The 22,363-nt window shown below is 43.4% G+C and carries 19 protein-coding genes and 2 tRNA genes; 5 read left to right on the forward strand and 16 right to left on the reverse strand.

What is annotated here, in order from left to right; genetic code table 11:
* The first annotated feature begins 120 nt into the window (after window positions 1-120).
* The 5 genes from aspS (at window position 121) to ruvB (ending at window position 4,956) form a co-directional block, all read left to right on the forward strand.
* Entirely contained in the window at window positions 121-1,896 is a 1,776-nt protein-coding gene (gene aspS / locus AAEY97_RS19585; protein ID WP_101087024.1) for an aspartate--tRNA ligase, read from the forward strand.
* Window positions 1,897-2,019: 123 nt separating this feature from the next.
* Window positions 2,020-2,772, forward strand: coding sequence for a YebC/PmpR family DNA-binding transcriptional regulator (locus AAEY97_RS19590; RefSeq protein WP_101087025.1), 753 nt, complete (start codon window positions 2,020-2,022; stop codon window positions 2,770-2,772).
* A gap of 7 nt (window positions 2,773-2,779) precedes the next feature.
* On the forward strand, window positions 2,780-3,301 hold the full coding sequence (ruvC, locus tag AAEY97_RS19595) for a crossover junction endodeoxyribonuclease RuvC (protein ID WP_101087026.1): 522 nt from the start codon (window positions 2,780-2,782) through the stop codon (window positions 3,299-3,301).
* On the forward strand, window positions 3,298-3,915 hold the full coding sequence (gene ruvA, locus AAEY97_RS19600) for a Holliday junction branch migration protein RuvA (RefSeq protein WP_101087027.1): 618 nt from the start codon (window positions 3,298-3,300) through the stop codon (window positions 3,913-3,915). Before ruvC ends, ruvA begins: the two co-directional genes overlap by 4 nt.
* 30 nt (window positions 3,916-3,945) lie before the next feature.
* Complete coding sequence (gene ruvB / locus AAEY97_RS19605) at window positions 3,946-4,956, forward strand: Holliday junction branch migration DNA helicase RuvB (protein ID WP_182743753.1); 1,011 nt, start codon at window positions 3,946-3,948, stop codon at window positions 4,954-4,956.
* A 180-nt stretch (window positions 4,957-5,136) separates the two neighbouring features.
* Here the strand turns inward: ruvB and gloA are convergent, their stop codons facing one another.
* From gloA to AAEY97_RS19685, 16 genes are all read right to left on the reverse strand, one after another.
* Window positions 5,137-5,547: a lactoylglutathione lyase gene (gene gloA, locus AAEY97_RS19610; RefSeq protein WP_162023257.1), complete on the reverse strand. Its 411-nt coding sequence runs from the start codon at window positions 5,545-5,547 to the stop codon at window positions 5,137-5,139.
* A 584-nt stretch (window positions 5,548-6,131) separates the two neighbouring features.
* The gene (locus AAEY97_RS19615; RefSeq protein WP_101087029.1) at window positions 6,132-6,908 is read right to left on the reverse strand and encodes a hypothetical protein; all 777 of its coding nucleotides are present in this window, start codon (window positions 6,906-6,908) and stop codon (window positions 6,132-6,134) included.
* A 380-nt stretch (window positions 6,909-7,288) separates the two neighbouring features.
* Window positions 7,289-8,026: an SDR family oxidoreductase gene (locus AAEY97_RS19620; protein WP_101087030.1), complete on the reverse strand. Its 738-nt coding sequence runs from the start codon at window positions 8,024-8,026 to the stop codon at window positions 7,289-7,291.
* 80 nt (window positions 8,027-8,106) lie between these two features.
* Window positions 8,107-8,709, reverse strand: a complete 603-nt coding sequence (locus tag AAEY97_RS19625; RefSeq protein WP_197708435.1) for an SDR family oxidoreductase — start codon at window positions 8,707-8,709, stop codon at window positions 8,107-8,109.
* A gap of 54 nt (window positions 8,710-8,763) precedes the next feature.
* Window positions 8,764-10,140 (reverse strand): NAD-dependent succinate-semialdehyde dehydrogenase, encoded by a 1,377-nt coding sequence (locus tag AAEY97_RS19630; protein ID WP_101087031.1) that lies wholly within the window; start codon window positions 10,138-10,140, stop codon window positions 8,764-8,766.
* A 961-nt stretch (window positions 10,141-11,101) separates the two neighbouring features.
* A complete protein-coding gene (locus AAEY97_RS19635) occupies window positions 11,102-12,064 on the reverse strand; it encodes a mechanosensitive ion channel family protein (protein WP_101087032.1) in 963 nt (320 codons plus the stop codon).
* Between the two features lie 944 nt (window positions 12,065-13,008).
* Window positions 13,009-13,641: an endonuclease III gene (gene nth, locus AAEY97_RS19640; protein WP_351000940.1), complete on the reverse strand. Its 633-nt coding sequence runs from the start codon at window positions 13,639-13,641 to the stop codon at window positions 13,009-13,011.
* A gap of 59 nt (window positions 13,642-13,700) precedes the next feature.
* Entirely contained in the window at window positions 13,701-14,396 is a 696-nt protein-coding gene (locus AAEY97_RS19645) for an electron transport complex subunit E (RefSeq protein ID WP_101087034.1), read from the reverse strand.
* A complete protein-coding gene (gene rsxG, locus AAEY97_RS19650) occupies window positions 14,389-15,036 on the reverse strand; it encodes an electron transport complex subunit RsxG (RefSeq protein WP_243756173.1) in 648 nt (215 codons plus the stop codon). The genes AAEY97_RS19645 and rsxG overlap by 8 nt, the downstream gene beginning before the upstream one ends.
* Before the next feature lie 2 nt (window positions 15,037-15,038).
* Window positions 15,039-16,091: an electron transport complex subunit RsxD gene (gene rsxD / locus AAEY97_RS19655; RefSeq protein ID WP_101087036.1), complete on the reverse strand. Its 1,053-nt coding sequence runs from the start codon at window positions 16,089-16,091 to the stop codon at window positions 15,039-15,041.
* A 2-nt stretch (window positions 16,092-16,093) separates the two neighbouring features.
* Window positions 16,094-18,622, reverse strand: coding sequence for an electron transport complex subunit RsxC (gene rsxC / locus AAEY97_RS19660; RefSeq protein WP_351000944.1), 2,529 nt, complete (start codon window positions 18,620-18,622; stop codon window positions 16,094-16,096).
* Entirely contained in the window at window positions 18,616-19,197 is a 582-nt protein-coding gene (gene rsxB / locus AAEY97_RS19665; RefSeq protein WP_101087038.1) for an electron transport complex subunit RsxB, read from the reverse strand. The genes rsxC and rsxB overlap by 7 nt, the downstream gene beginning before the upstream one ends.
* Complete coding sequence (gene rsxA / locus AAEY97_RS19670; protein ID WP_101087227.1) at window positions 19,197-19,775, reverse strand: electron transport complex subunit RsxA; 579 nt, start codon at window positions 19,773-19,775, stop codon at window positions 19,197-19,199. The genes rsxB and rsxA overlap by 1 nt, the downstream gene beginning before the upstream one ends.
* A gap of 139 nt (window positions 19,776-19,914) precedes the next feature.
* On the reverse strand, window positions 19,915-21,813 hold the full coding sequence (locus tag AAEY97_RS19675; RefSeq protein ID WP_101087039.1) for an EAL domain-containing protein: 1,899 nt from the start codon (window positions 21,811-21,813) through the stop codon (window positions 19,915-19,917).
* 366 nt (window positions 21,814-22,179) lie between these two features.
* Window positions 22,180-22,255 (reverse strand) — tRNA-Asn (locus tag AAEY97_RS19680).
* Window positions 22,256-22,287: 32 nt separating this feature from the next.
* Window positions 22,288-22,363 (reverse strand) — tRNA-Asn (locus tag AAEY97_RS19685).

Raw genomic sequence — 22,363 nt, forward strand, 5'->3', positions numbered from 1 at the left:
TGGTTAATTGCTGCAATCTGATTGATACTTCAATGCATAAGTTTGAGTCACGGTATATAATGCCGTTTTTATCGTTTTCGATTTCCAAAATACCGCTTTGTGGATAAAGGATAGAGTTCAATGCGCAGTCATTATTGTGGAGACATTAATACGTCTCATCTAGGTCAAGAAGTTACTTTAGTTGGTTGGGTTAACCGTAGTCGCGATTTAGGCGGAGTTGTGTTTTTAGACTTACGCGATAGAGAAGGGCTAGTTCAAGTTGTTTTTGACCCAGATCTAAAAGACGTTTTTGATATAGCCAGCACATTGCGCAGTGAGTTTTGTGTTCAAATTAAAGGTGTTGTGCGCGCTCGTCCTGATAGCCAAGTCAATTCACAAATGAAAACCGGTGCGATTGAAATTTTAGGTACGCAACTGACAGTGATTAATGCTTCAGCGCCTTTACCTTTAAGCATGGATAATTATCAAAATAACAGTGAAGAACAACGCTTAAAATACCGTTATTTAGATTTACGTCGCCCAGAAATGGCCGAGCGTCTTATTTTTCGTGCAAAAGTGACCAGTTCTGTTCGTCGCTTCTTAGACACCAATGGCTTTTTAGATATCGAAACGCCTATTTTGACAAAAGCCACTCCAGAAGGTGCGCGTGACTATTTAGTGCCAAGTCGCACTTATAAAGGTCAATTTTTTGCTTTGCCTCAATCACCACAGCTGTTCAAACAGTTGCTCATGATGTCTGGTTTTGACCGCTACTATCAAATTGTTAAGTGTTTTCGCGATGAAGATTTACGTGCAGATCGCCAACCTGAATTTACTCAAATCGATATTGAAACCTCATTCATGTCTGCCGAACAAGTCATGGAAAAAACTGAGCAAATGATGCGCGGTTTGTTTCAAGATTTATTGAATGTTGATTTAGGTGATTTTCCTCGCATGACCTACGCCGAAGCAATGAAGCGTTATGGTTCTGATAAGCCTGATTTACGTAATCCACTTGAATTAGTTGATATTGCTGATTTGGTTAAAGATGTTGAGTTTGCGGTATTTAATGGCCCTGCAAATGATGTCGAAGGTCGCGTTGCGGCACTACGTATTCCAACAGGTGCATCATTATCTCGTAAACAAATTGACGATTACACTAAATTTGCCGGCATTTATGGTGCTAAAGGTTTAGCGTGGATGAAAATAAATGACTTAGCTGCAGGCATGGATGGTATTCAGTCGCCTGTACTTAAGTTTTTAACTGAATCTATTGTTAACGACATCATCAGCCGTACAGGTGCACAAACCGGCGATATCATCCTATTTGGTGCAGACAAAGCCAATGTGGTTGCTGAAGCATTGGGCGCCTTGCGCTTAAAAGCTGGCGAAGATTTCAAGTTACTTGAAGGACAGTGGCGCCCAATGTGGGTTGTCGACTTCCCAATGTTTGAGAAAATTAACGGTGGATTCCACGCGGTTCATCATCCATTTACTGCGCCTCGCGGTATTAGCCCTGCAGAATTAGCAGCAGATCCAGCAGCAGCTATTTCAGATGCCTACGATATGGTATTGAATGGTTGTGAATTAGGTGGCGGCTCAGTGCGTATTCATAACGCCGAAATGCAAAGTACAGTATTCAGTATTTTAGGTATTGAAGCTGAAGAAGCACAAGAAAAGTTTGGCTTCTTACTTGAAGCGTTACGTTACGGTACACCTCCACACGCGGGTTTAGCGTTTGGTTTGGATCGTATTGTCATGTTGATGACCGGCGCAAGCTCGATTCGTGACGTAATGGCATTCCCTAAAACGACTACCGCGGCATGTCCATTAACTAACGCTCCTGGTTTTGCTAACCCAGTGCAGTTAACGGAATTGGGTATTGCGGTGATTGAAAAGGTTAAAACTGAAGAGTAAACATTATTGTTCAGTGTAATACGCTCTTAAATAGGGCACCACATACCGAGGCTGCTGCCTCGGTATGTTTTTGACAAGTATGGTTTTTTACTTGAATTATCCAATTGGATAAAGGAGCTTAAGATGGCAGGACACAGTAAATGGGCCAATATAAAACATCGTAAAGCCGCACAAGATGCTAAACGCGGTAAGTTGTTTACCAAATTTATTCGAGAGCTTACTGTAGCAGCTCGCGAAGGCGGTTCAGATGTTGATGCTAACCCCAGATTACGCGCTGCAGTTGATAAAGCCTTATCCAATAATATGACCCGTGATACCGTTGAACGCGCCATAAAACGCGGTGCCGGTGAGATAGATGGTCAGCAACTAGAAACCATTATTTATGAAGGCTATGGTCCAGGTGGTACTGCGGTCATGGTTGAAACGATGACAGACAATCGTAATCGCACCGTTTCTGGTGTGCGTAATGCATTTAATAAGTCGGGTGGTAACTTGGGTACCGATGGTTCAGTGGCCTATTTATTTACTAAATCTGGCATTATTTCCTACGACACCGATATTGATGAAGATAGCCTAATCGACAGTGCATTAGACGCAGGCGCCGAAGATGTTATCACTCATGATGATGGGTCAATCGATGTATTCACCACTCCAGAGACCTTTGGCAAAGTCAAAGATGCACTTGATAGTGCTAGTTTTGGATCTGTTCATGCTGAAGTGACTATGGTTGCATCATTAAAAGCTGAACTTGATGCAGATACCGCCGAAAAATTTTTACGTTTAATCGATACCTTAGAAGACCATGATGATGTACAAGAGGTATATCATAATGCTGAGATATCAGATGACGTTATGCAAGCGTTAGACAACGCATGAGGCATCAATGGCCATTATTTTAGGAGTCGATCCCGGCTCCCGCATTACAGGCTACGGGGTGATCCAATGCCAAGGCCGTCAACAGATTTACCTTGGTAGCGGCTGTATTCGAACCTCTGCCGATGAATTACCACAACGATTACAACAAATTTACGCAGGCTTATGCGAAATAATTACTCAATATCAGCCGGATGAATTTGCTATTGAACGGGTATTTATGGCCAAAAATGCTGATTCAGCCTTAAAGCTTGGCCAAGCCAGAGGCGCGGCAATTGTTGCCGCTACGTGTGCTGGACTGCCAGTTGCGGAATATAGCGCAACCCAAATAAAAAGTGCTGTAGTGGGGACAGGCCGAGCTCAAAAAACGCAAGTTCAACATATGATTAAGCAACTACTCAAACTACCTGCTTCACCACAAGCTGACGCGGCTGATGCATTAGGAGTAGCAATATGCCATTTTCATACTTATCAAAGCCTTATCGCTATGGGTGGTAAAGCTAGCAGCAGAACATATGGAAGATACAAATGATAGGTCGTTTAAGCGGTATTTTAGTTGAAAAACAAGCGCCTGAAGTGGTGCTTGATGTCAATGGCGTTGGTTACGAATTACAAGTGCCGATGACCAGCTTTTATGAATTACCAGGGTTAAATCAAGCTGCGATGTTATTTACTCATTTTGTGGTGCGTGAAGATGCGCAGTTACTTTATGGTTTTATCACAAAACAAGAGCGTGCATTATTCCGATTATTGATTAAAACCAATGGCGTTGGCCCTAAACTGGCATTAACGATTTTGTCGGGTATGACTGCATCTGAGTTCGTGTCATGTGTTGAACGAGATGACATTGCCACCTTAGTTAAACTGCCAGGTGTCGGTAAGAAAACCGCAGAGCGTTTAGTGATTGAAATGCGTGACAAGCTTAAAAGTTTACTTGAAGCTTCTGCAGGCTCGGAGCGCGAGTTTATGCTGCAAAGTAATTATACTCCAGCTGCCCCAGTTGATAGTGCAGAAGAAGATGCCATTTCAGCTTTATTGTCGTTAGGTTATAAGCCTGCTCAGGCCAGTAAGTCGGTTTCTGCGGCTTTTAAAGAAGGCATGAGCTCAGAAACGCTAATTAAAGCTGCATTAAAATCAATGCTATAAATATGATATGCATAAACAGGGTACGTAAAAATGATTGAAGCTGATCGCCTAATCCAACCGCAGGTACAAGGTCAAGATGAACTGATTGATCGTGCTATGCGCCCTAAAATGTTGGATGAGTATACCGGTCAAGATGATACTCGAGCGCAGCTTAAGGTTTTTATTCAAGCAGCGATAAATCGCCAGGAAGCCCTCGATCACATGCTGATTTTCGGTCCTCCAGGATTAGGTAAAACAACGTTAGCGATGATTGTGGCTAATGAAATGGGCGTGAATATCAAATCCACTTCTGGCCCTGTGCTTGAAAAAGCCGGTGATTTAGCGGCATTGTTAACCAATCTTGAAGAAGGTGATGTGCTGTTTATCGATGAAATTCATCGTTTAAGCCCTGTAGTGGAAGAGATCCTTTATCCGGCGATGGAAGATTACCAACTGGATATTATGATTGGTGACGGCCCTGCAGCACGTTCAATTAAGTTAGATTTACCGCCATTCACGCTTATAGGGGCGACCACTCGTGCTGGAGCACTAACATCACCACTGCGGGCGCGTTTTGGTATTCCACTGCGTTTAGAGTTTTACAATGTCAAAGATCTTACCACTATCGTAACACGCTCAGCGAATGTGATGGAGCTTGAGATTGATCAGCAAGGTGCGATTGAAATAGCCAAACGTTCACGAGGCACCCCGCGAATTGCTAATCGTTTATTACGCCGCGTTCGCGACTATGCGGAAGTCAAACATGATGGTAAAGTCACCCAAAAAGTTGCCGAATATGCGCTTGATTTACTTGATGTTGATGAGCAAGGTTTCGATTATTTAGACCGTAAACTCCTGCTGGCAATTATTGATAAATTTATGGGTGGTCCAGTAGGATTAGATAACCTTGCCGCCGCGATAGGTGAAGATAGAGAAACGATTGAAGATGTATTGGAGCCTTTTTTAATTCAACAAGGCTTTATTCAGCGCACACCTAGAGGACGTATCGCTTCTCAAAGAGCCTACGATCATTTTAGTTTGGTTAGACCTGAAAAAGCGTAATCTGTTTATTAGCTATTTTAGTCCCACACTAATGACTTGTAGATATATAGCCTAGCGCAGTAAAATTTTGTACGAAATCTCTGTCATCAAAATGATAAAACCAGCTTTCGCTGGTTTTATCATATCTAACGAATCTAAAGTGTACTTTCAAGCGCACCTATTTTTGCTACTTAGGCAATATTAACCAAGTGCTTCAGTTGCTGATTTTTTTTGAATTAATTCGATTTTGTATCCGTCTGGATCTTCGACAAACGCAATTTCAGTTTTGCCGCCAGCAACAGGGCCAGGTGCTCGAGTGATTTTACCGCCAGCAGCAGCAATTGCTTCGCAGCGCGCATAAATATCGTCTTCGCCTATGGCCAAATGTCCAAAACCATTGCCTAAATCGTATGTATCGGTACCCCAGTTATAGGTTAATTCGATAACGGCTTGGCCTGTGGTTTCTTCACCAAAACCAACAAAGGCTAGGGTGTATTTATATTCTGAGTTTTCAGATTGACGCAGTAGTTTCATTCCCATCACTTGGGTATAAAATTGAATGCTGCGATCTAGGTTGCCTACACGGATCATCGTATGAAGTAATTGCGACATGATATGCTCTCTTATAAAAATTTATCTAAGTTTAACAAGTTCAGATGACAATGAAAATATTAGCGGTTGATACCAACAAAATTTTGCTTTAGCTCACATTTGTGAGGATATTTTTTGGGTTAAACGCTAAAAAGCGTTATTGTTGCCATATACACATTTGGAGGCAAGACAATGAATACAGAATTGAAAATGGCATTAGGCACTACAGTTATTATTGCGATTTGTTTTAGTGCATTTTTTGTGTCGTTGTTTTAAGCGTCAGCAAAAAATAGATAGTCCCATTTGAGCCATCACTAAAGATGTATTGCATATTAATTGATGAGTTAATATACAATACATTAATATAAAACCCCTAAAGTGCCTTCGGTGCTTTGGGGGTTAATTTTCTGGGTATATCTTGTCTTTAAAATCACAAGTCTTCAATTATACAGCAGTCGCATCGTGGTTTTCTCGATAAGCACCGTTCGCTGGTCTTGGCGTATTCGACTGTTTCAGATCCAAAAGTGACATTTCATCGGTTGTGATCTCGCCAATTTCTGTATGCCTAATTCAGTTTGAACTGGAATATAACGAAGAGAATGGTGTTAACCAAACTTGTTTTCATGATGTTTTAAGGTTAATTCTACCCGTTCCAATGCTGTCATGATCATCGCCGCAATTGATGGAGATTGGTTTTTAATAAATAATGTTGACGAATGAGCCGCACACAACACTTCAGCACCGCTCCATTGCTTCGCTATATCCGTGGCCCAAAGCCGAAAATCATCAGCAGCTCCTTTGCGTCGTTCCAATGTTTTCGACAGTGTCATATGAAAAGACAATTCTGGACTTTTTAAAAAACGAAGTAGACCGGGTAATTGAAGGTACATTAATGTGTCGTCAACGTGAATGGTTTTTGATTCTTTGTGGTAAGCAAGCACCGATGAAAAATGTAGGCGCTCGTTTTTGGAAATAAAATCGACCCCGCGGGGCACTGAAAATTCAAAATCGTTTGAAAACAAAGCGGCAAACTCGTTTGAATTAGTTAACTCTGTTTGCCATGTTAGGTTGGGCAATTTATCGATATGGCGCTGTGTGCCATAGAGTTTTGCGTTTGGATAATCCCCATGTATTTTTTCAATATGCACGGTGTGGAATGGATGCAAATTAATAATCGCTTCAATGTTGACTCCATTGTTGGTCAGCGAATCGATTTGCTGTTTAACGTCGTCTTGCATCTCATAAGCGTCAAGCAATACAAACTTGCCATTACCGCGCTTTACTAAAGAAGCATGTGTGCCAATATTTAATAAACCGAAAACGTTAAACTCACCACGAATATTCCAAAACTTATCTGAAATTTTTAATATTTTGTCAGTCATAGTTGATACTCATCGTTTGTTTCACCTCAGGATAATTCGCCAAGTATAAAGAGAGTGAAGTAAATTTCTATTTACTTCACTCTGACGGCTTATGCCCTAGATGCTAGGCTCTTATCTCGTATCTAAAATTCCGACACAGAGACCGTAGAGCAAAATGGATTTGCTGAGAAATGACAACATAAGCACTCAGGCAACGGATCCTTCCGCTGTACCATTTGTTCTCTGGTCCGACAATCCGTTCGAACCCGCATTCTAAAAATGGCTCTCCAGTGTTGGCTTACAATTTAAGTGGTTCAACAGTAGACACTAAGCTGCTGTGATGCTGAACGTTTACCATGCCAGTTTGCATATTGCTCCTGTCCAATAGAGCGGCTGTCTGGTTAGAGCGGCTGCCTAGTGGGGCGGATGATAATCTCGTTGACATCAACATCTGTCGGCTGCTCAATGGCATAAGCAATTGCTCGCGCAATCGCATCAGGGTCAATGGCCATCTCGTACATTTCATCAACACCCTTGGCAGTATCGGGGTCGCTGATTTTACTGGTCAGCTCGGTCGCCACGGCCCCAGGCGAAATATTGGTGGAGCGGATTTCCCCATTGCCTTCCTGACGCATGCCTTCTGATATCGCCTTCACGGCAAACTTGGTAGCGGAATAAACGGCGGACGCGGGAAAGACCTTATGTCCGGCTATCGACGAGAGATTAATAATGTGGCCGACATGCTGCTCGCGCATGGTCGGCAGCACCGCGGCAATGCCGTAGAGCACGCCTTTGATATTGACGTCAATCATCTTCTCCCACTCGTCGACCTTGAGTTCATCGAGGGGCGATAGCGGCATCAGACCAGCGTTGTTGACCAGCACGTCGATGCGGCCATAAGCTTCCTTCGCGGCCTTGGCCAGCGACTCGACCTGAGCGCGGTCAGTGACATCGGTAACCTGATAAATAGCTTCACCACCCTGATCCTTAATCGTGTCACGCAGCTCCACAAGGCGTTCCTCGCGGCGGGCAGCAAGCACCAGTTTGGCGCCACCTTTTGCCAGGCGTAGTGCTGTGGCTCTACCCAGACCACTGCTGGCACCGGTAATGATAACGACTTTGCTATTGATCTCTGACATGGATTTTCTCCTGTTGAAATGAATGATTGAATTTTACAAGTTAACGGTCCAAGCCTGGTGTTACGCCAGTGACGCGACGGTCAGGCTGATTGCATATTCTGCACCATACCGTCGTAACGGCCTGTAGTAGCGGCCTCCACCAGTACATGGGCCACATCCGCTCGAGATGCTTTGGCCGATTTGTCGACGTCCTCACCTAGGATCACATCCGTGCCGCGGCTCTTGTTGGTCAATGCCACAGGGCGCAGGATCGAGTAGGTTACTCCAGAAGCCTTGAGGTATTCGTCTGCTTCGTGTTTGGCATTCAGGTAAGGGGCCATGTCGCCGGTGGGATTGGATTGGTCTGCGCCGATCGAGCTGAGCATCACGAAACGCTTCACGCCAGATTCCTTCGCCAGATCAATCAGTCGCTTAGCGCCGTCCCGATCCACTTTTTTGGTCATTTCAGGGCCCGTGTTTCCTCCCGAGCCAGCGGCAAAGATCACCGCGTCCATGCAGTCGCACAAGCCGGTTTCCAGGTCGGTCAAGTCACCATGGCGCAGGTCTACGCCTTGGGGTAGTGAACTTGTATCCGAACTTTCGCGAACCAGCGCTATCGGCTTATGGCCCTGATCTATCAGGTACTGGGCCAGAAGCTGGCCCGTTTTGCCGGTGGCACCGGCGACAAGAATGTTCATGCTCATAGAGAAATCCTTAATGTTGGATGAAATGGGCGAAATTGTGGGTGTAAAGCGAGGTCAGGGCAGAAAAATTGACTTTACGTTGACGAATTCCTTCATACCAAAGCCACCGTGTTCACGTCCGTACCCAGAATTCTTGACCCCGCCAAATGGCATATTCGGATCAGCAGCCCCAAACGAATTAATACGGATCATGCCTGTGTCGAAGTCATCGCGCGCCAGTTTGAGGGCTCGCTCCTCGTCCTTTGAAAAGATCCCACCGCCGAGTCCATAGCGGCTGTCATTAGCCAGCCGCATGGCGTCCTCATCATCACTGGCGCGGATAATCGACGCGACAGGTCCGAAGATTTCATCGTCGTAGGCCGGCATTCCTGGCGTGAGGTCTGCTAGCACAGTGGCTGGATAATAGGCACCCGTGCGGTTTGGTACTTCACCACCGCAGAGGATTTTTGCACCCTTGGCGACGCTGGCATCCACCTGCTCCTTGACGGTGTCAAACTGCTCCTGGCTGGAAAGCGGGCCAAGCTGGGTATTCTTATCGGTGGGGTCACCCATGTTGATCTTTTGCATTTGGGCGACGAAAGCCTCGACAAAGTCGTCATAGACCTTATCGGTCACGATGAACCGCTTGGCAGAAACGCAGGTCTCTCCGTTGTTGTAAAGTCGACCCATTACCGAAAATTTTACGGCGGTTTCGATATCGGCATCCTCAAGCACCAGGTAAGCGTCATTCGAGCCCAGTTCGAGTACCGTCTTCTTTAATTCTTTGGCGGCCACAGCACCGATGTGTCGCCCAGCGCCATCGCTGCCGGTCATTGTGACACCACGGACCTTAGGGTGGGCTATCAGCTTGTCGCTGGTGTCGTGGTCAATCACCAAAACCTGGAACAGGTCCTCGGGCAAGCCGGCCTCAATGCACAATTCACGCAAACGTAGACCGGATCCGGTGCAGATGCTAGCGTGCTTCAGAATACAGCCATTACCAGCCATCAGATTGGATGCCAGTACACGAACCGGCTGGTAAAGGGGAAAGTTCCAAGGTTGAATTGAATAGATAACGCCGATGGGCTGATAACTGATGACGCCGCGTTTACCGTTGAGAGCTTGCTCGCGATCTTCATCGGCCAGCACGTCGGGTCCATTTTCAGCGGTGTAATTAAAGATAGCTGCACAGAGTTCGACCTCAACGTGTCCATCCTTAAGGAGTTTGCCGGTTTCGTTGGTCATCAAAGCGGCCAATTCATCGGCATTGTCGAGCAACTTTTGAGCGATCATCTTGAGGTAGGGGGCCCGTTCCTGATGGGTCAGTTCGCGCCATTGCAGAAATGCCCCATGGCAGGACTCAAGCCGATCCGTCGCCTGCTTTTCGGTCATGATGTCGTAGGTATGGATTTCTTTTTCGGTCGCGGGATTAATGGTGGTGATTGTCGACATGGTTGCTCCTTCCTAGTCTGATAGGCTAACGCCGTTGACGCTAGCTAAGGTGGATTATCAGCCAATTGGCGGGATCTGTCTGTTCGCTTGCCAACACTACCGCTTTGCAAACATCGCCGAGCTCCTGCTGGTAGTGGATAAATGGCCCAAAGAAAAAGTATAAAAAGAATAAACCACATGCTTGATCTATTCATCATGGTCTGATGTTGTTGGGTTGAGGGTCATTGAACCCACTGTTGGAACAAGTCAATGGATGAGGAAGTTAGGGATTGTTAGTGCTAGGTATCAATTTTATTCGATAAATCGACAAAAAAGTGCTAGGTAGGCATGTCGACTTCCCCCCCTTTTTGTAAGAATGCTTGTAAGAATGCTTGTAAGAATGCGGGACCAGTGAACAAATTTGATGGTGCTAATCCCCTAGGCGATATCTTGTTGTTAGGGGGCTCGCATTGACGACAGTAAATTGTCTGGCGCTGAAATAGGCGGTGGTATTGACCCACTTGCTGTAATGGCAGCAAAATAGTTTATCTTTGAACGCTTGATATGTTATTCCTGTATGGCAGGAAATGATTAAGTGAACCACTGGACTCACGAAAGTATTTAGTCAATTATTATGCTATATGTCGGATCAGTAATGCTATATGTCGGATCAGTAATGCTGTATGTGAGATCAGTGATGCCATCTGTGCGCATTCGATGAGTCAGAATAAGCGTATTCAAGCGGTGGTTATGCGCTTATATATATCAGAGAAAATTTGACGTCGGCTAGCTAAGTGTTACCGACCTACAAGCAGTCTGGAACAATACGCGTACTAGTAGCAGCCGACCGATGGTCGGCTCTTTTTTCCAGAATTCCATGTCCGATCAGCCAACCTTCAAAAATGTTTTGATAGTCTAATTAAATTAGACCAATGCGACAAAGCTGACGTTTAGTTCATGAAAGTTTCTCTGATCCCAGAGGTTACTTTTCATTTTCAGACGATGATGGCTTCTGTGAGTCTGCTGATTCTTCTTCTGACTTTTCTTCTGACTTTTTTTCCGGCAACATGGTATTGAGCTTCTCACCGCCTTTGGCGCCAAAATCCAATGTTCTGATAGGAAATGGAATTAAGATATCCGCTTTTTCTAGCGCTTTTTTAATTTCTACAACCGCCGTATGTCGAGCTTTCATAAAGCCAGTGTCACCTGGGTAATCGATCCAGAACCAGACTACTAAGTTTATACAGCTGTCTGCAAACCCCTCAGCAAACACGGCAGTTTGTTCTTTTTTGATAACAAAATCACAAGCGTTTATCGCTTCTTCAATAACTCCAGCTGCCTTCTCTGGGTCGTCTGCGTAAGAAATACCCACGGGTACTACGATGCGCCTGACCCCTGTAACCGTATAATTTGTGAGTACGTTTCGAAACAAGATTTTATTTGGAATAACTTCTATTTGGCCAAAAAACGTTTCGACTAATGTGTTACGCAAATTAATGGTTTTTACGGTGCCAAACACATCTCCTGCCTCAACCACATCGCCAATTTGAAATGGCTTACGAATACCCATCGCAATACCAGCAATAAGATTCTCTGCCATGTCTTGAAAAGCAAAACCAAGTGCTAGGCCAATAATACCTGCGCCAGCTAAGAGTGACGTTACAGTACCGGTTAATCCTAAAAACTCTAGGGCGATAAATAGCCCTGTCAACAGCACCAGCATCTTGATAATTGATGAAAGTAGATCGGCAATTTGTTCAGACTCTAAGGTTTTATGAAGCACTTTTCGAACGACTCTACCAACATATTTAGCCAGTAAGCCAAAAAACATGGCTAATAGAAAGGCGACTATAAAATTCGGCAAGTGTTTAATGCCAGCTTCTAGCCAGCCTTGTAATTTTTCGTCAATTAGCTGCCAGAATTTGTCTAATACAGAGAGGTCCATTAATATTATTCCCACTATTATTTATCATCGTTCTTCAATGCAGATTCAGCCCGTGTATTGAGCTTCTCTAGTGTCGAGGATAGGTAAAATAAAACGTCATTTTTCACAAAATGAAAATCCATGTAGCCTCATATTCTCCATACTAACATCTCTTTACTATCCTTGAGGGAGTGAAAGTCAGCGCACTGTTGTCTACTACTTAAAAAAGCTCAGCATATGCTGCGGACAACAGAGCTTTCTACACCGTCATCACCCGATGTTATTCGCTCAACGTTAAAGATGTCACAAGTTGACTTTACGCGGTGACTGGCGTAAAGGTGGAAACGTTGATCTTCCTCTATTGCCTCGGGATAATTTGGGACGATTTTTTAGCTAAAAATAGGTGTATCAATGGCAATAGTGGGCTAGCCAAATATCGGAGTATCGCTGTTGATAAAACCAATTCTATTATTGCGAAAGAGTAGGTGAGTGCCATAAGCACAAATAGTTAAGTTAAGTTAAGTTAAGTTAAACCTAGCATTTTTGGTTCTTTTTCTTTATGTCTTTGCTTCTTGAGGCAGTCCAGTTTCGCGCAATGCTTTTGTATCTTTTAATGGATATGCACCCAAAAACGGCAGTATTCCCAACTGAATTGAGAGGGGCTCTCGTAGCCAACTTTGAATGTCGTTGTCACATCTAAGTTGTCGGTTAACATTAAACGACGAGCTTCGTTCAAACGTAAAATTTTCGAAATTGCAGAGGCGTCACTGAACGAAAATGACTGTAAGATAAGTATAGATACATGCCGATTTGGTGTTGGACTCTTACGCTCAGGGCGGCGAATTGTCAGTGAAATGGTGAACAATACACCATACCAATAGGTTTGGAACTTTTCCCTATTTATCCCGCAACAGGACAAAAGAGAGAACAGACATGACACATATCGACGTCAACAAGGTGATATACTATTCAGTTTTATCTTTAAACTCACACAGGTCTTCGATAATACAAGAACCGCAACGGGGTTTTCTGGCTAAGCAAGTGTAACGTCCGTGAAGAATAAACCAATGATGTACATCCACTTTAAACTCGCTCGGCACCACTTTAAGCATATTCAGTTCAACTTGGTCGACATTTTTGCCAGGAGCAAACTTCGTTCGATTTGCTAGCCGAAAAATATGCGTATCAACGGCAATAGTGGGCCAGCCAAAGGCGGTATTGAGTACTACATTGGCCGTTTTTCGTCCCACTCCAGGTAAAGCTTCTAATGCTTCTCGATTCTCGGGTACTTCGCCACCATGTAAATCAACCAGCATTTTACAGGCGTTAATCACATTAACGGCTTTGTTATTGTATAAGCCAATGGTTTTGATGTATTGCTTAAGCCCATCAACGCCTAAGTCATAGATTGCTTGAGGCGTATTGGCAACAGGAAACAACTTATCAGTTGCCTTGTTGACACTGACATCGGTTGCTTGTGCTGATAGCGTGACAGCAACTAATAACTCAAATGGACTAGAAAAGTTCAGTTCAGTTTCAGGCTTAGGATTATTGTGTCTTAATCTGTTGAGTATTTGTTGTCGCTTATCTTTATTCATAATAATCGGTCATTTTATCGTTAAGTTAACGGTCTCAGTAGTTTAACTGCAAAGTCTTGTTAGTTGACTTTAGTGATCCGCGCACGCGTTACGCTAACACTTTCTACCTTAGGTTGCAGGGCGTTAACTCGGCTATCGATGACATTTTTAAGGGCTATTAATAATCCCATGCCAATAAAAGCACCCGGCGGCAACATAGCCAATAAAAATGGCGTGTCCACATGCCATACATGAATGGTTAACACACTTGCCCAATCACCTAATAGTAAATCTGCACCGCCAAATAACGTTCCTTGGCCGAGCAATTCGCGGCTAGCACCTAAAACAACCAGTACAGCGGTAAAGCCTAAGCCCATCATTAATCCATCGAATGCCGAATGCGCTAATGAGTTACGCGAGGCAAATGCTTCTGCGCGGCCGATAATGACGCAGTTGGTTACAATCAGCGGTAAGAAAATACCCAATGACAAATATAAATTATAGGCATAAGCATTGATCAGTAATTGCACGCAAGTAACAAGCGCGGCAATGATCATGACAAACACGGGGATACGAATTTCTTTAGGCACAAAATCACGTACCAAGGAGACTAAAATATTGGATCCAACTAATACCAACAACGTCGCGACGCCCAAACCCAATGCATTGGTGATTGTTGCGGTAACGGCTAGTAGCGGACATAACCCTAATAATTGTACTAATCCCGGGTTATTTTTCCATAGTCCTTGAGCTGCAATTTCACTATATTTACTCATGGTTGGCCTCACAGACATAATGACTTTGATAAAGTGCTTGGCGATGTTGTTCAACAAATGTCAGTGCATTGGCAATCGCTTTAACGTAAGCGCGTGGAGTAATAGTGGCACCCGTAAATTGGTCAAATTGACCACCATCTTTCTTTACTTTCCACATATTGCTGTTGTCTTTAAATAACTTACCACTGAAATGAGTGACCCAATCCGATTTTCGCAGTTCAATTTTATCACCAAGCCCCGGGGTTTCTTGATGGGAAAGGGTACGAACACCTAATATTTTACCTTGGTTATCTACACCAATAATGAGTTTTATTTCTCCGTTATAACCATCTGGTGCAATAGCTTCAATCGCGATGGCTACAGGGAGTTCATTTTTATAAGCAAGGTATGCTGGTAAGTCAGCTTTAGTGCCTAACAGTTCCGGGGAGTTAACCAAAATGCATTGTTCACTGAGTACATTATCGTATAACTCAGTCGGCACAATTTGGTTAAGCGTTAAGGTTAATTGTTTTTGTTGTTGCAATAATATGGTGTCACTGGTTAACGCGTTAACTAACGCAACTAGGCCAGTGCAACATAAGGCAAATAGGCCAAGTAATAGGCCATTTTTAATCATCGGGTTAGTTGTTAAAATAGACATTATTAATTTCCTACTCGATGACCATAACTGCGTGGACGAACATAATAATCGATAAATGGCGCGCACATATTGGCTAATAAAACGGCGAAAGCGACGGCGTCAGGATAACCACCAAATGTTCGTATTAAGTATATGAGTAAGCCGATCATGGCGCCAAAAATAAGTCGACCTCTAGGACTTGCTGCTGCGGTAACGGGATCTGTGGCAATGAAAAATGCCGCCAGCATGGTTCCTCCTGAAAATAAATGCATCGCAGGGCTAACGAAGGTATCTGGGCTGATCAAAAAACCAATACTGGCACAGACAAACAAAGTCAGCACAATAGCGCCGCTAATATGCCAGCGTATCACCTTAAGCTTTAGCATCACTAGGCCACCAACAAAATAGGCCATATTGACCCAAAACCAACCTTCGCCGACACTGCCAGAGAAGATGGTTTTAGTCATACTTTCTGTTGTGGTAAGCCCCATAGAAAGGTCTGTTTTTAATGTGTCGAGTGGCGTTGCCATGGTGGTGCCATCAATCGCCAAATGGAAAAAATCTGCAGCATATCCCGTGTTTAATTCAAAGATACTGTTGAAGGTATGCAACATATCTGCGTAATTGACGGTTAAGGTTTGAGGGGCAACCCATGAGGTCATTTGTACCGGAAATGAAATCAGCAGCAGTACATAAGCGGCCATTGCAGGATTAAAGACGTTATTACCTAACCCACCATAGAGTTGTTTAACAATAACGATAGCAAATAATGTTCCGATGACAATTAACCACCAAGGTGCTAATGGCGGGATCGCGACCGCAAGTAAGCTTGCGGTAACCAATGCGCTATTATCAGTTAAGGTAGCGACAATATTTTTATTGCGCAGTTTCATTACTGCAGCTTCTGCTAAATAAGCCACCGTAATTGCGAGTAATAATTGAACTAACGTGCCGTAACCAAAATAATAGCTTTGTACTGCAATACCTGGAATAAGGCATAGTGCGACACGCTTCATTACCGTATTGGTGTGCAATGTTGTGCTGACATGTGGAGATGAGGCAATTTTAAATGCCATAGTTATAGTTCCTCTTGCTTAGCACTGTTAGCGAGTTTCTTGGCTTTCGCTTTGGTAACCGCGGCAGCAATTTTAGCTTTTTTGTCATCGACAGGGATTGCTGCAATGGTTATATCAATTTCGATTGCTGGGTTCACTTCGTTTACCGTATCGCGAGGCTGATCGTCGCCCACGTCATTTGTCGCGCTAGAATCAACAGCTAATGCCGCTTTCTTGGCTTTTGCTTTGGCAACCGCGGCAGCAATTTTAGCTTTTTTGTCATCGACAGGGTTTGTTGCAATGGTTGTATCTGTTTGGCTTGCTGAATTAACCTCGTTTGCGGTATCGCGAGGCTGATCGGCGCTCACATCATCTGCCACAGCAGATTCATTGGCTAATGCTGCTTTCTTGGCTTTTGCTTTGGCTACGGCGGCAGCAATTTTAGCTTTTTTGTCATCGACAGGGCTTGCTGCAATGGTTGTATCTGGATTAACTTCGTTTGCCCAATTATTAGCTTTATCGTCGCTCACATCATCTGCCACGGCAGATTCATTGGTTAATGCTGCTTTCTTGGCTTTCGCTTTGGCTACGGCCGCAGCAATTTTAGCTTTTTTGTCATCGACAGGGCTTGTTGCAATGGTTGTATCTGTTTGGCTTGCTGGATTAACTTCGTTTGCGGTATCGCGAGCCTTATCGCCGCTCACATCATCTGCCACGCCAGACACATTGGCTAATGCTGCTTTCTTGGCTTTAGCTCTAGCAACTGCAGCAGCAATTTGTGCTTTTTTATCATTAACGGGGTCAATGTTCTCGTTAGTTATATCCGTTGTGACCGCAGCTACATCACTTTGATTATCTACTTTAGACTGAGCTGCAAAGGCGGCTTTTTTAGCTTTCGCACGTTCAATAGCGGCATTAACTGCTGTTTTCTTCGCGCTGGTACTGTCTATTGCTGCTTTTGGTGCATCAGTATCAGATGTTGTTACAGCAGTATCAGCAGTTATGCCTTCTGCAGCCTGGGCTTTTTTAGCGGCGATACGTGCCATAGCAGCGGCTACCGCATCTTTATCACCCGACTTCATATTTGCTTGGCGTTTGGCAGCTGCTTGTTTTGACTTTTCTTCTCGAGCATTTTTTTCATCTTCAAGTCGTTGTAAGCGTGTTTCGAAACGAATTTTTGCTTTTTCAGCTTGTAGTTTTTCTTCTGCGGTATTCTTCAACGCTGATTTCGCGACCCGATAATATTCAACTAAAGGAATGTCACTTGGGCATACGTAGCTGCAACAACCGCATTCAATACAATCTTTTAAGTTAAAACTTGCCGCTTTGTCGTATTCCTCCGCTTTGGCGTGCCAGAATAGCTGTTGCGGTAACAATAACGCGGGGCAGGCGACTGCACACTCACCACAACGAATACAGGCTTTCTCATCTGGTTCAGGAGCTATTTCTGCTTGGCTTGGTGCCAATAAACAGTTGGTTCCTTTTGATATTGGCACATCAAGATCACTCAACGCGTATCCCATCATCGGACCGCCGACAATGACTTTTTGTGAACTCTGCGGTTCAAAACCGACTTGGCTGAGGGCATCAGCTACTGTAGTGCCAATTCTCAGCCAATAGTTTCCAGGTTTACCGATGGATTCGCCGGTTAACGTCACTACGCGTTCAATGAGTGGTTTACCCTGTAATACCGCTTCTTGAATGGCATAGGCGGTACCGACGTTATGCATAACAATACCAAGTTGAGCAGGAATGGCTCCACTGGGCACTTCTTTGCCGGTAATAATTTGAATAAGTTGTTTTTCGCCGCCTGACGGGTACTTTGTCGGAATAACGGTGACACGGATCATATCGTTAGGTAATGAGCTGCGACGAATAGCAGACTCCATTGCTTGAGCCGCTTCAGGTTTATTATCTTCAATAGCGATAATAATACGTTGTGCGTTAAGCAAATGCTGAATGATACTAATACCAGTTAATATTTCATCACTGTATTCACGCATTAATCGATCATCAGCACTAATGTAAGGTTCGCACTCCACCCCATTAATAATGATTAAATCGATTTCACTCGCGGGGTTGAGTTTTACATGACTGGGAAACGCTGCGCCGCCCATTCCTGCAATACCTGCTTGCCTTATTTTGGCTAAAATATCGGCTTTGGACAGTTGTTCAATCTGATTTGAGGTAAGTTCACACCAAGTATCATGTCCATCGGCTTCGATAATGCAACTCAGCACAGGCAATGAAGAGGGATGATTGCTACCGTGTTGCTCTATCGCGACAACGGTCCCGGAAGTAGGGGCATGGACGGGTAAATAAATAAAACCAGCACCTTCAGTGAGTGGTTGTCCTTTTAATACCTGGTCGCCGACCTTGACACTCAAGGTCGCTTGTTGACCAACAAGAGGAACCGGTATCACAAATCGCGATTGCAGTGGCAAAGGAGATATGGTGCTTTGGTTGGAAAGTGATTTAAGTTCAGGTGGATGGATCCCGCCAGGAGAGCGCCACAAAGTACCTTTATCTAATTGCTCTAATAACGTTAGCACCGTTTGTCCTCTTGCTCTGTATTGATCACGTTGATAGGGATCGCGCGTAATTTCCAATCCCAATTTTGTATTGTGGTTTCAACTGGGATCATATCAATACAATCGACAGGGCAAGGCTCAACACATAAGTCACAGCCGGTACAATCTTTGGCAATAACGGTATGCATTAATTTACCAGCACCTAAAATGGCATCAACTGGGCAGGCTTGAATACATTTGGTACAACCAATACATTCATCTTCACGGATATAAGCTACTTTTTTAATACTGGCTTGTGCCTCTTCGCCTAATGCTTCAGGTTCAACCCCCATAAGCTCGGCAATCTTTTCCATGGTAGCAGTACCACCAGGAGGGCATTTATTGATTTTATCGCCGTTAGCGATAGCCTCAGCATAGGGGCGACAACCAGGATAACCACACTGACCGCATTGAGTTTGCGGAAGCAGGGTTTCAACTTGATCAATAATAGGATTACCTTCAACTTTGAATTTTTTTGAGGCAAAACCTAAAATGACGCCAAACACTAATGCTAAAACGCTTAATACAGCAACAGCAATTAATATATTCGATACCATTAGCTAACTAGCCCCGCAAACCCCATGAAGGCTAATGACATTAAACCGGCGGTGATCATGGCAATTGCGCCACCTTTAAAAGGCAAGGGCACGTCTGCAGCGGCTAATCGCTCGCGCATGGCCGAAAACAAAATTAACACTAATGAGAAGCCAACTGCAGCACCAAAACCATAAATAGCTGATTGAATAAAGTTATGGTCTTCATTGACGTTAAGTAAAGCGACGCCTAATACAGCGCAGTTAGTCGTGATAAGTGGCAAGTAAATGCCCAGAGCACGATGTAAAGATGCACTGGTTTTTTGCACAACCATCTCGGTAAATTGCACTACGACGGCAATAACCAAAATAAAGCTCATTGTACGTAAGTAGTTGAGGTCAAATGGCTGCAGTAAAAATTCATTGGTGAGATAACTCAGAATAGAGGCTAGGGTCAACACAAACGTGGTTGCCATCGACATGCCAATTGCTGACGCCAATTTGCTCGACACCCCCATAAAAGGGCATAGACCTAAGAATTTTACCAGAACGAAGTTATTCACCAGCACTGTGCCGATCAACAAGAGAAGATACTCTGTCATTGCTACAATTTTTTGACTAATAGATCCTAGTATTATCTTAGGTTTGGCGCCGATAAACAACGGATAAAAAATAAGGTTAAACATAAAATGTTTAACCTTGACATAAAATCGTTATTTTTACCGTTTGTTAACGTTGTTTTTACTGTTTAGTTAACAATACTTCAGGTTTAGCAATATAATATCCTTGTAGTCCATCCACTAAAAGTTTTTCAAGGGTGAGTTTTTCATCTTGTTTTTCAACACCCGTGGCAATGACTCGAATACTAATGCGTTTGGCGATATCAACAATCATCCGGATAAAGAATTTATTGTTGTTATCCTGTTCAATATTATCACTATAACTGCTGTCCAATTTGATAAAGTCAGGACGGACCTCGCGGAAAAATTTAAATGAGGTAAAACCTAAACCAAAGCGTTCGACAGCGACTTTTGCGCCAACTTTATGGATCTCTGTGACAAATTTATGACTAGACTCTAAGTTAGCCTGCATTCCAGACTCATTGAGTTCAAACACTAATCTAGCCGCAGTACCACGGTGTTTAGATAATATATCCTTCAACCACACGGTAAAACTCTCTTGCAGAGCAGAAGAAGCACTAATATTTACCCCCATTTGGCCTGAAATACTGGGGTTTTCACTTAACACTTTAATGGTTTGAGTGACTATCATTTTATCGAGTTCTACACTCATACCATAACGCTCAGCCATCGCAATCACAGTGGTTGTGGGTAAAGGTTTACCTTCGGAGTTATAAAATCGAGCCAAAAGTTCACGGTAAACTTCGGTGTCATTATTACAGGGCTGAATAGGTTGTTGATAAAATTTAATACTTCGACGGTTAATTAAGTCGTCAATGGTCACTTTCCAATGGTTATTACCAAATTGTTCATTCGCTGATAATTTTTCCAATTGATAGTAGCGATTGGGTCCGAGCGTTTGTGCCACGCTGACAGCGGTATCGGCTAATGCCATCAATGCTAATGGTTCATTTCCTTGTTGATAAGGCACCATACCCGCATGAGCAATAGAGTCACTCTTGATACTCTGGGCATATTCATCAAGATGACGCTTAAGTTGCTCTAAAAATCGTTCACCCTCTTTAAGAGTAATACTTTCAATGAAAACAGCAAAATCACCGCTAGATACCCGAAAACACTCACTCAATCCGAGGTTTGTAACTGATTTTCGAATACAAGTAGCCAGTTTAGCTAAATAATCATCACCAGCAGCACGGCCATGTAGTTGGTTAATCGTTGCCAGTTCTGCGGCCTTAATAACAACGAGGACACCATGCTGTTGTTTATCTGTTTTGCTTATAGTGTCAATATGTTGTGTAAAGCGTTGTCGAGTAGAAAAGCCACTCACGGGATCTTGATATGCCGCTTTAGTTAATTGTTCATTTTCTTTGCGTACGCGATCTAAACTGAGTTTTAATTGGCTACGACATGTTTCTAATGCTTTGCCGATGGGATGGAGCACACCTGGGAAGCGAGATTTCTCAATGGCTAGGAACGATAAGTCTGGAATATGAGTAATGTATTCGGCGGCATAGTTAATTCTTTTACGATGTAATTGCATTAACACCGCAAATAACAACATCAAAGCAATATAAGCGGTAATCAATAACGTCGCAGTTTGTTCTAAGTCATTAAAACTAGGGGACAACACACTCGCGGTGTCTAATCTAACTTGTAAACGCCCGTCAGGAAAATCATGCACATGGCCTAATTCAATATTAAAAATCTCGCTGGCAAAATCATCAGAAGGGCGAAGTAAACTGCCATGAGTATAATTTTCATTGCTGTCAGTATTATGGATATATTGGAAAAATTGAAAAGAAAACGCTGTAGACATACGTTGGTATAGCGCTTCTCCGCTACCCTGCCATTGATCAATGGTTTGCACGTATTGCTGGTAATTAGCTCGTGCTATTTCACCTTGTTCTTGTACTTCGTTGTTTTCGACCGTGTAAATTCGAAAAATTAATAAACCGAACACGATAAAAAGCACAAGCTGAAAGGATTTCGATAAGCCCATAAAACAACAATTCCCATGAGTGTATGGCTAAATTTGTTCGGTCTTGCACAAATGTCGTGCTGTAGATGTTCGACCGTGGTATTTAATCAATAATATAATGCTTTAAATAATAATGCTTTAAATAGTTTATATAATAACCAATATCATCATAGCAGAAATGAGATTAAATGATTACTAATCTAAGGTATTATTTATAATAGAAAAACTAGCGATTTAGTACTAATTAATACCGATGAATAAGCGATTATAGCTAAGGTAAATTAAACTATTGATTAAAATATTGAAATTATAGGGTAGGTTAAGCAAGAGTGTGTTTTGCAGATGATAACGTTGCGGGATTTCTGTGGCTATTGTTGCGTTTAATAATGGCTCCCCAGACTGGACTCGAACCAGTGACATACGGATTAACAGTCCGCCGTTCTACCAACTGAACTACTGGGGAATTTATTATTACTATAAATACTTAATTTGAAATGGCTCCCCAAACTGGACTCGAACCAGTGACATACGGATTAACAGTCCGCCGTTCTACCAACTGAACTATTGGGGA

Origin of the sequence: Shewanella sp. TB7-MNA-CIBAN-0143, assembly GCF_040310065.1 — a bacterium.
Classification (GTDB): domain Bacteria; phylum Pseudomonadota; class Gammaproteobacteria; order Enterobacterales; family Shewanellaceae; genus Shewanella.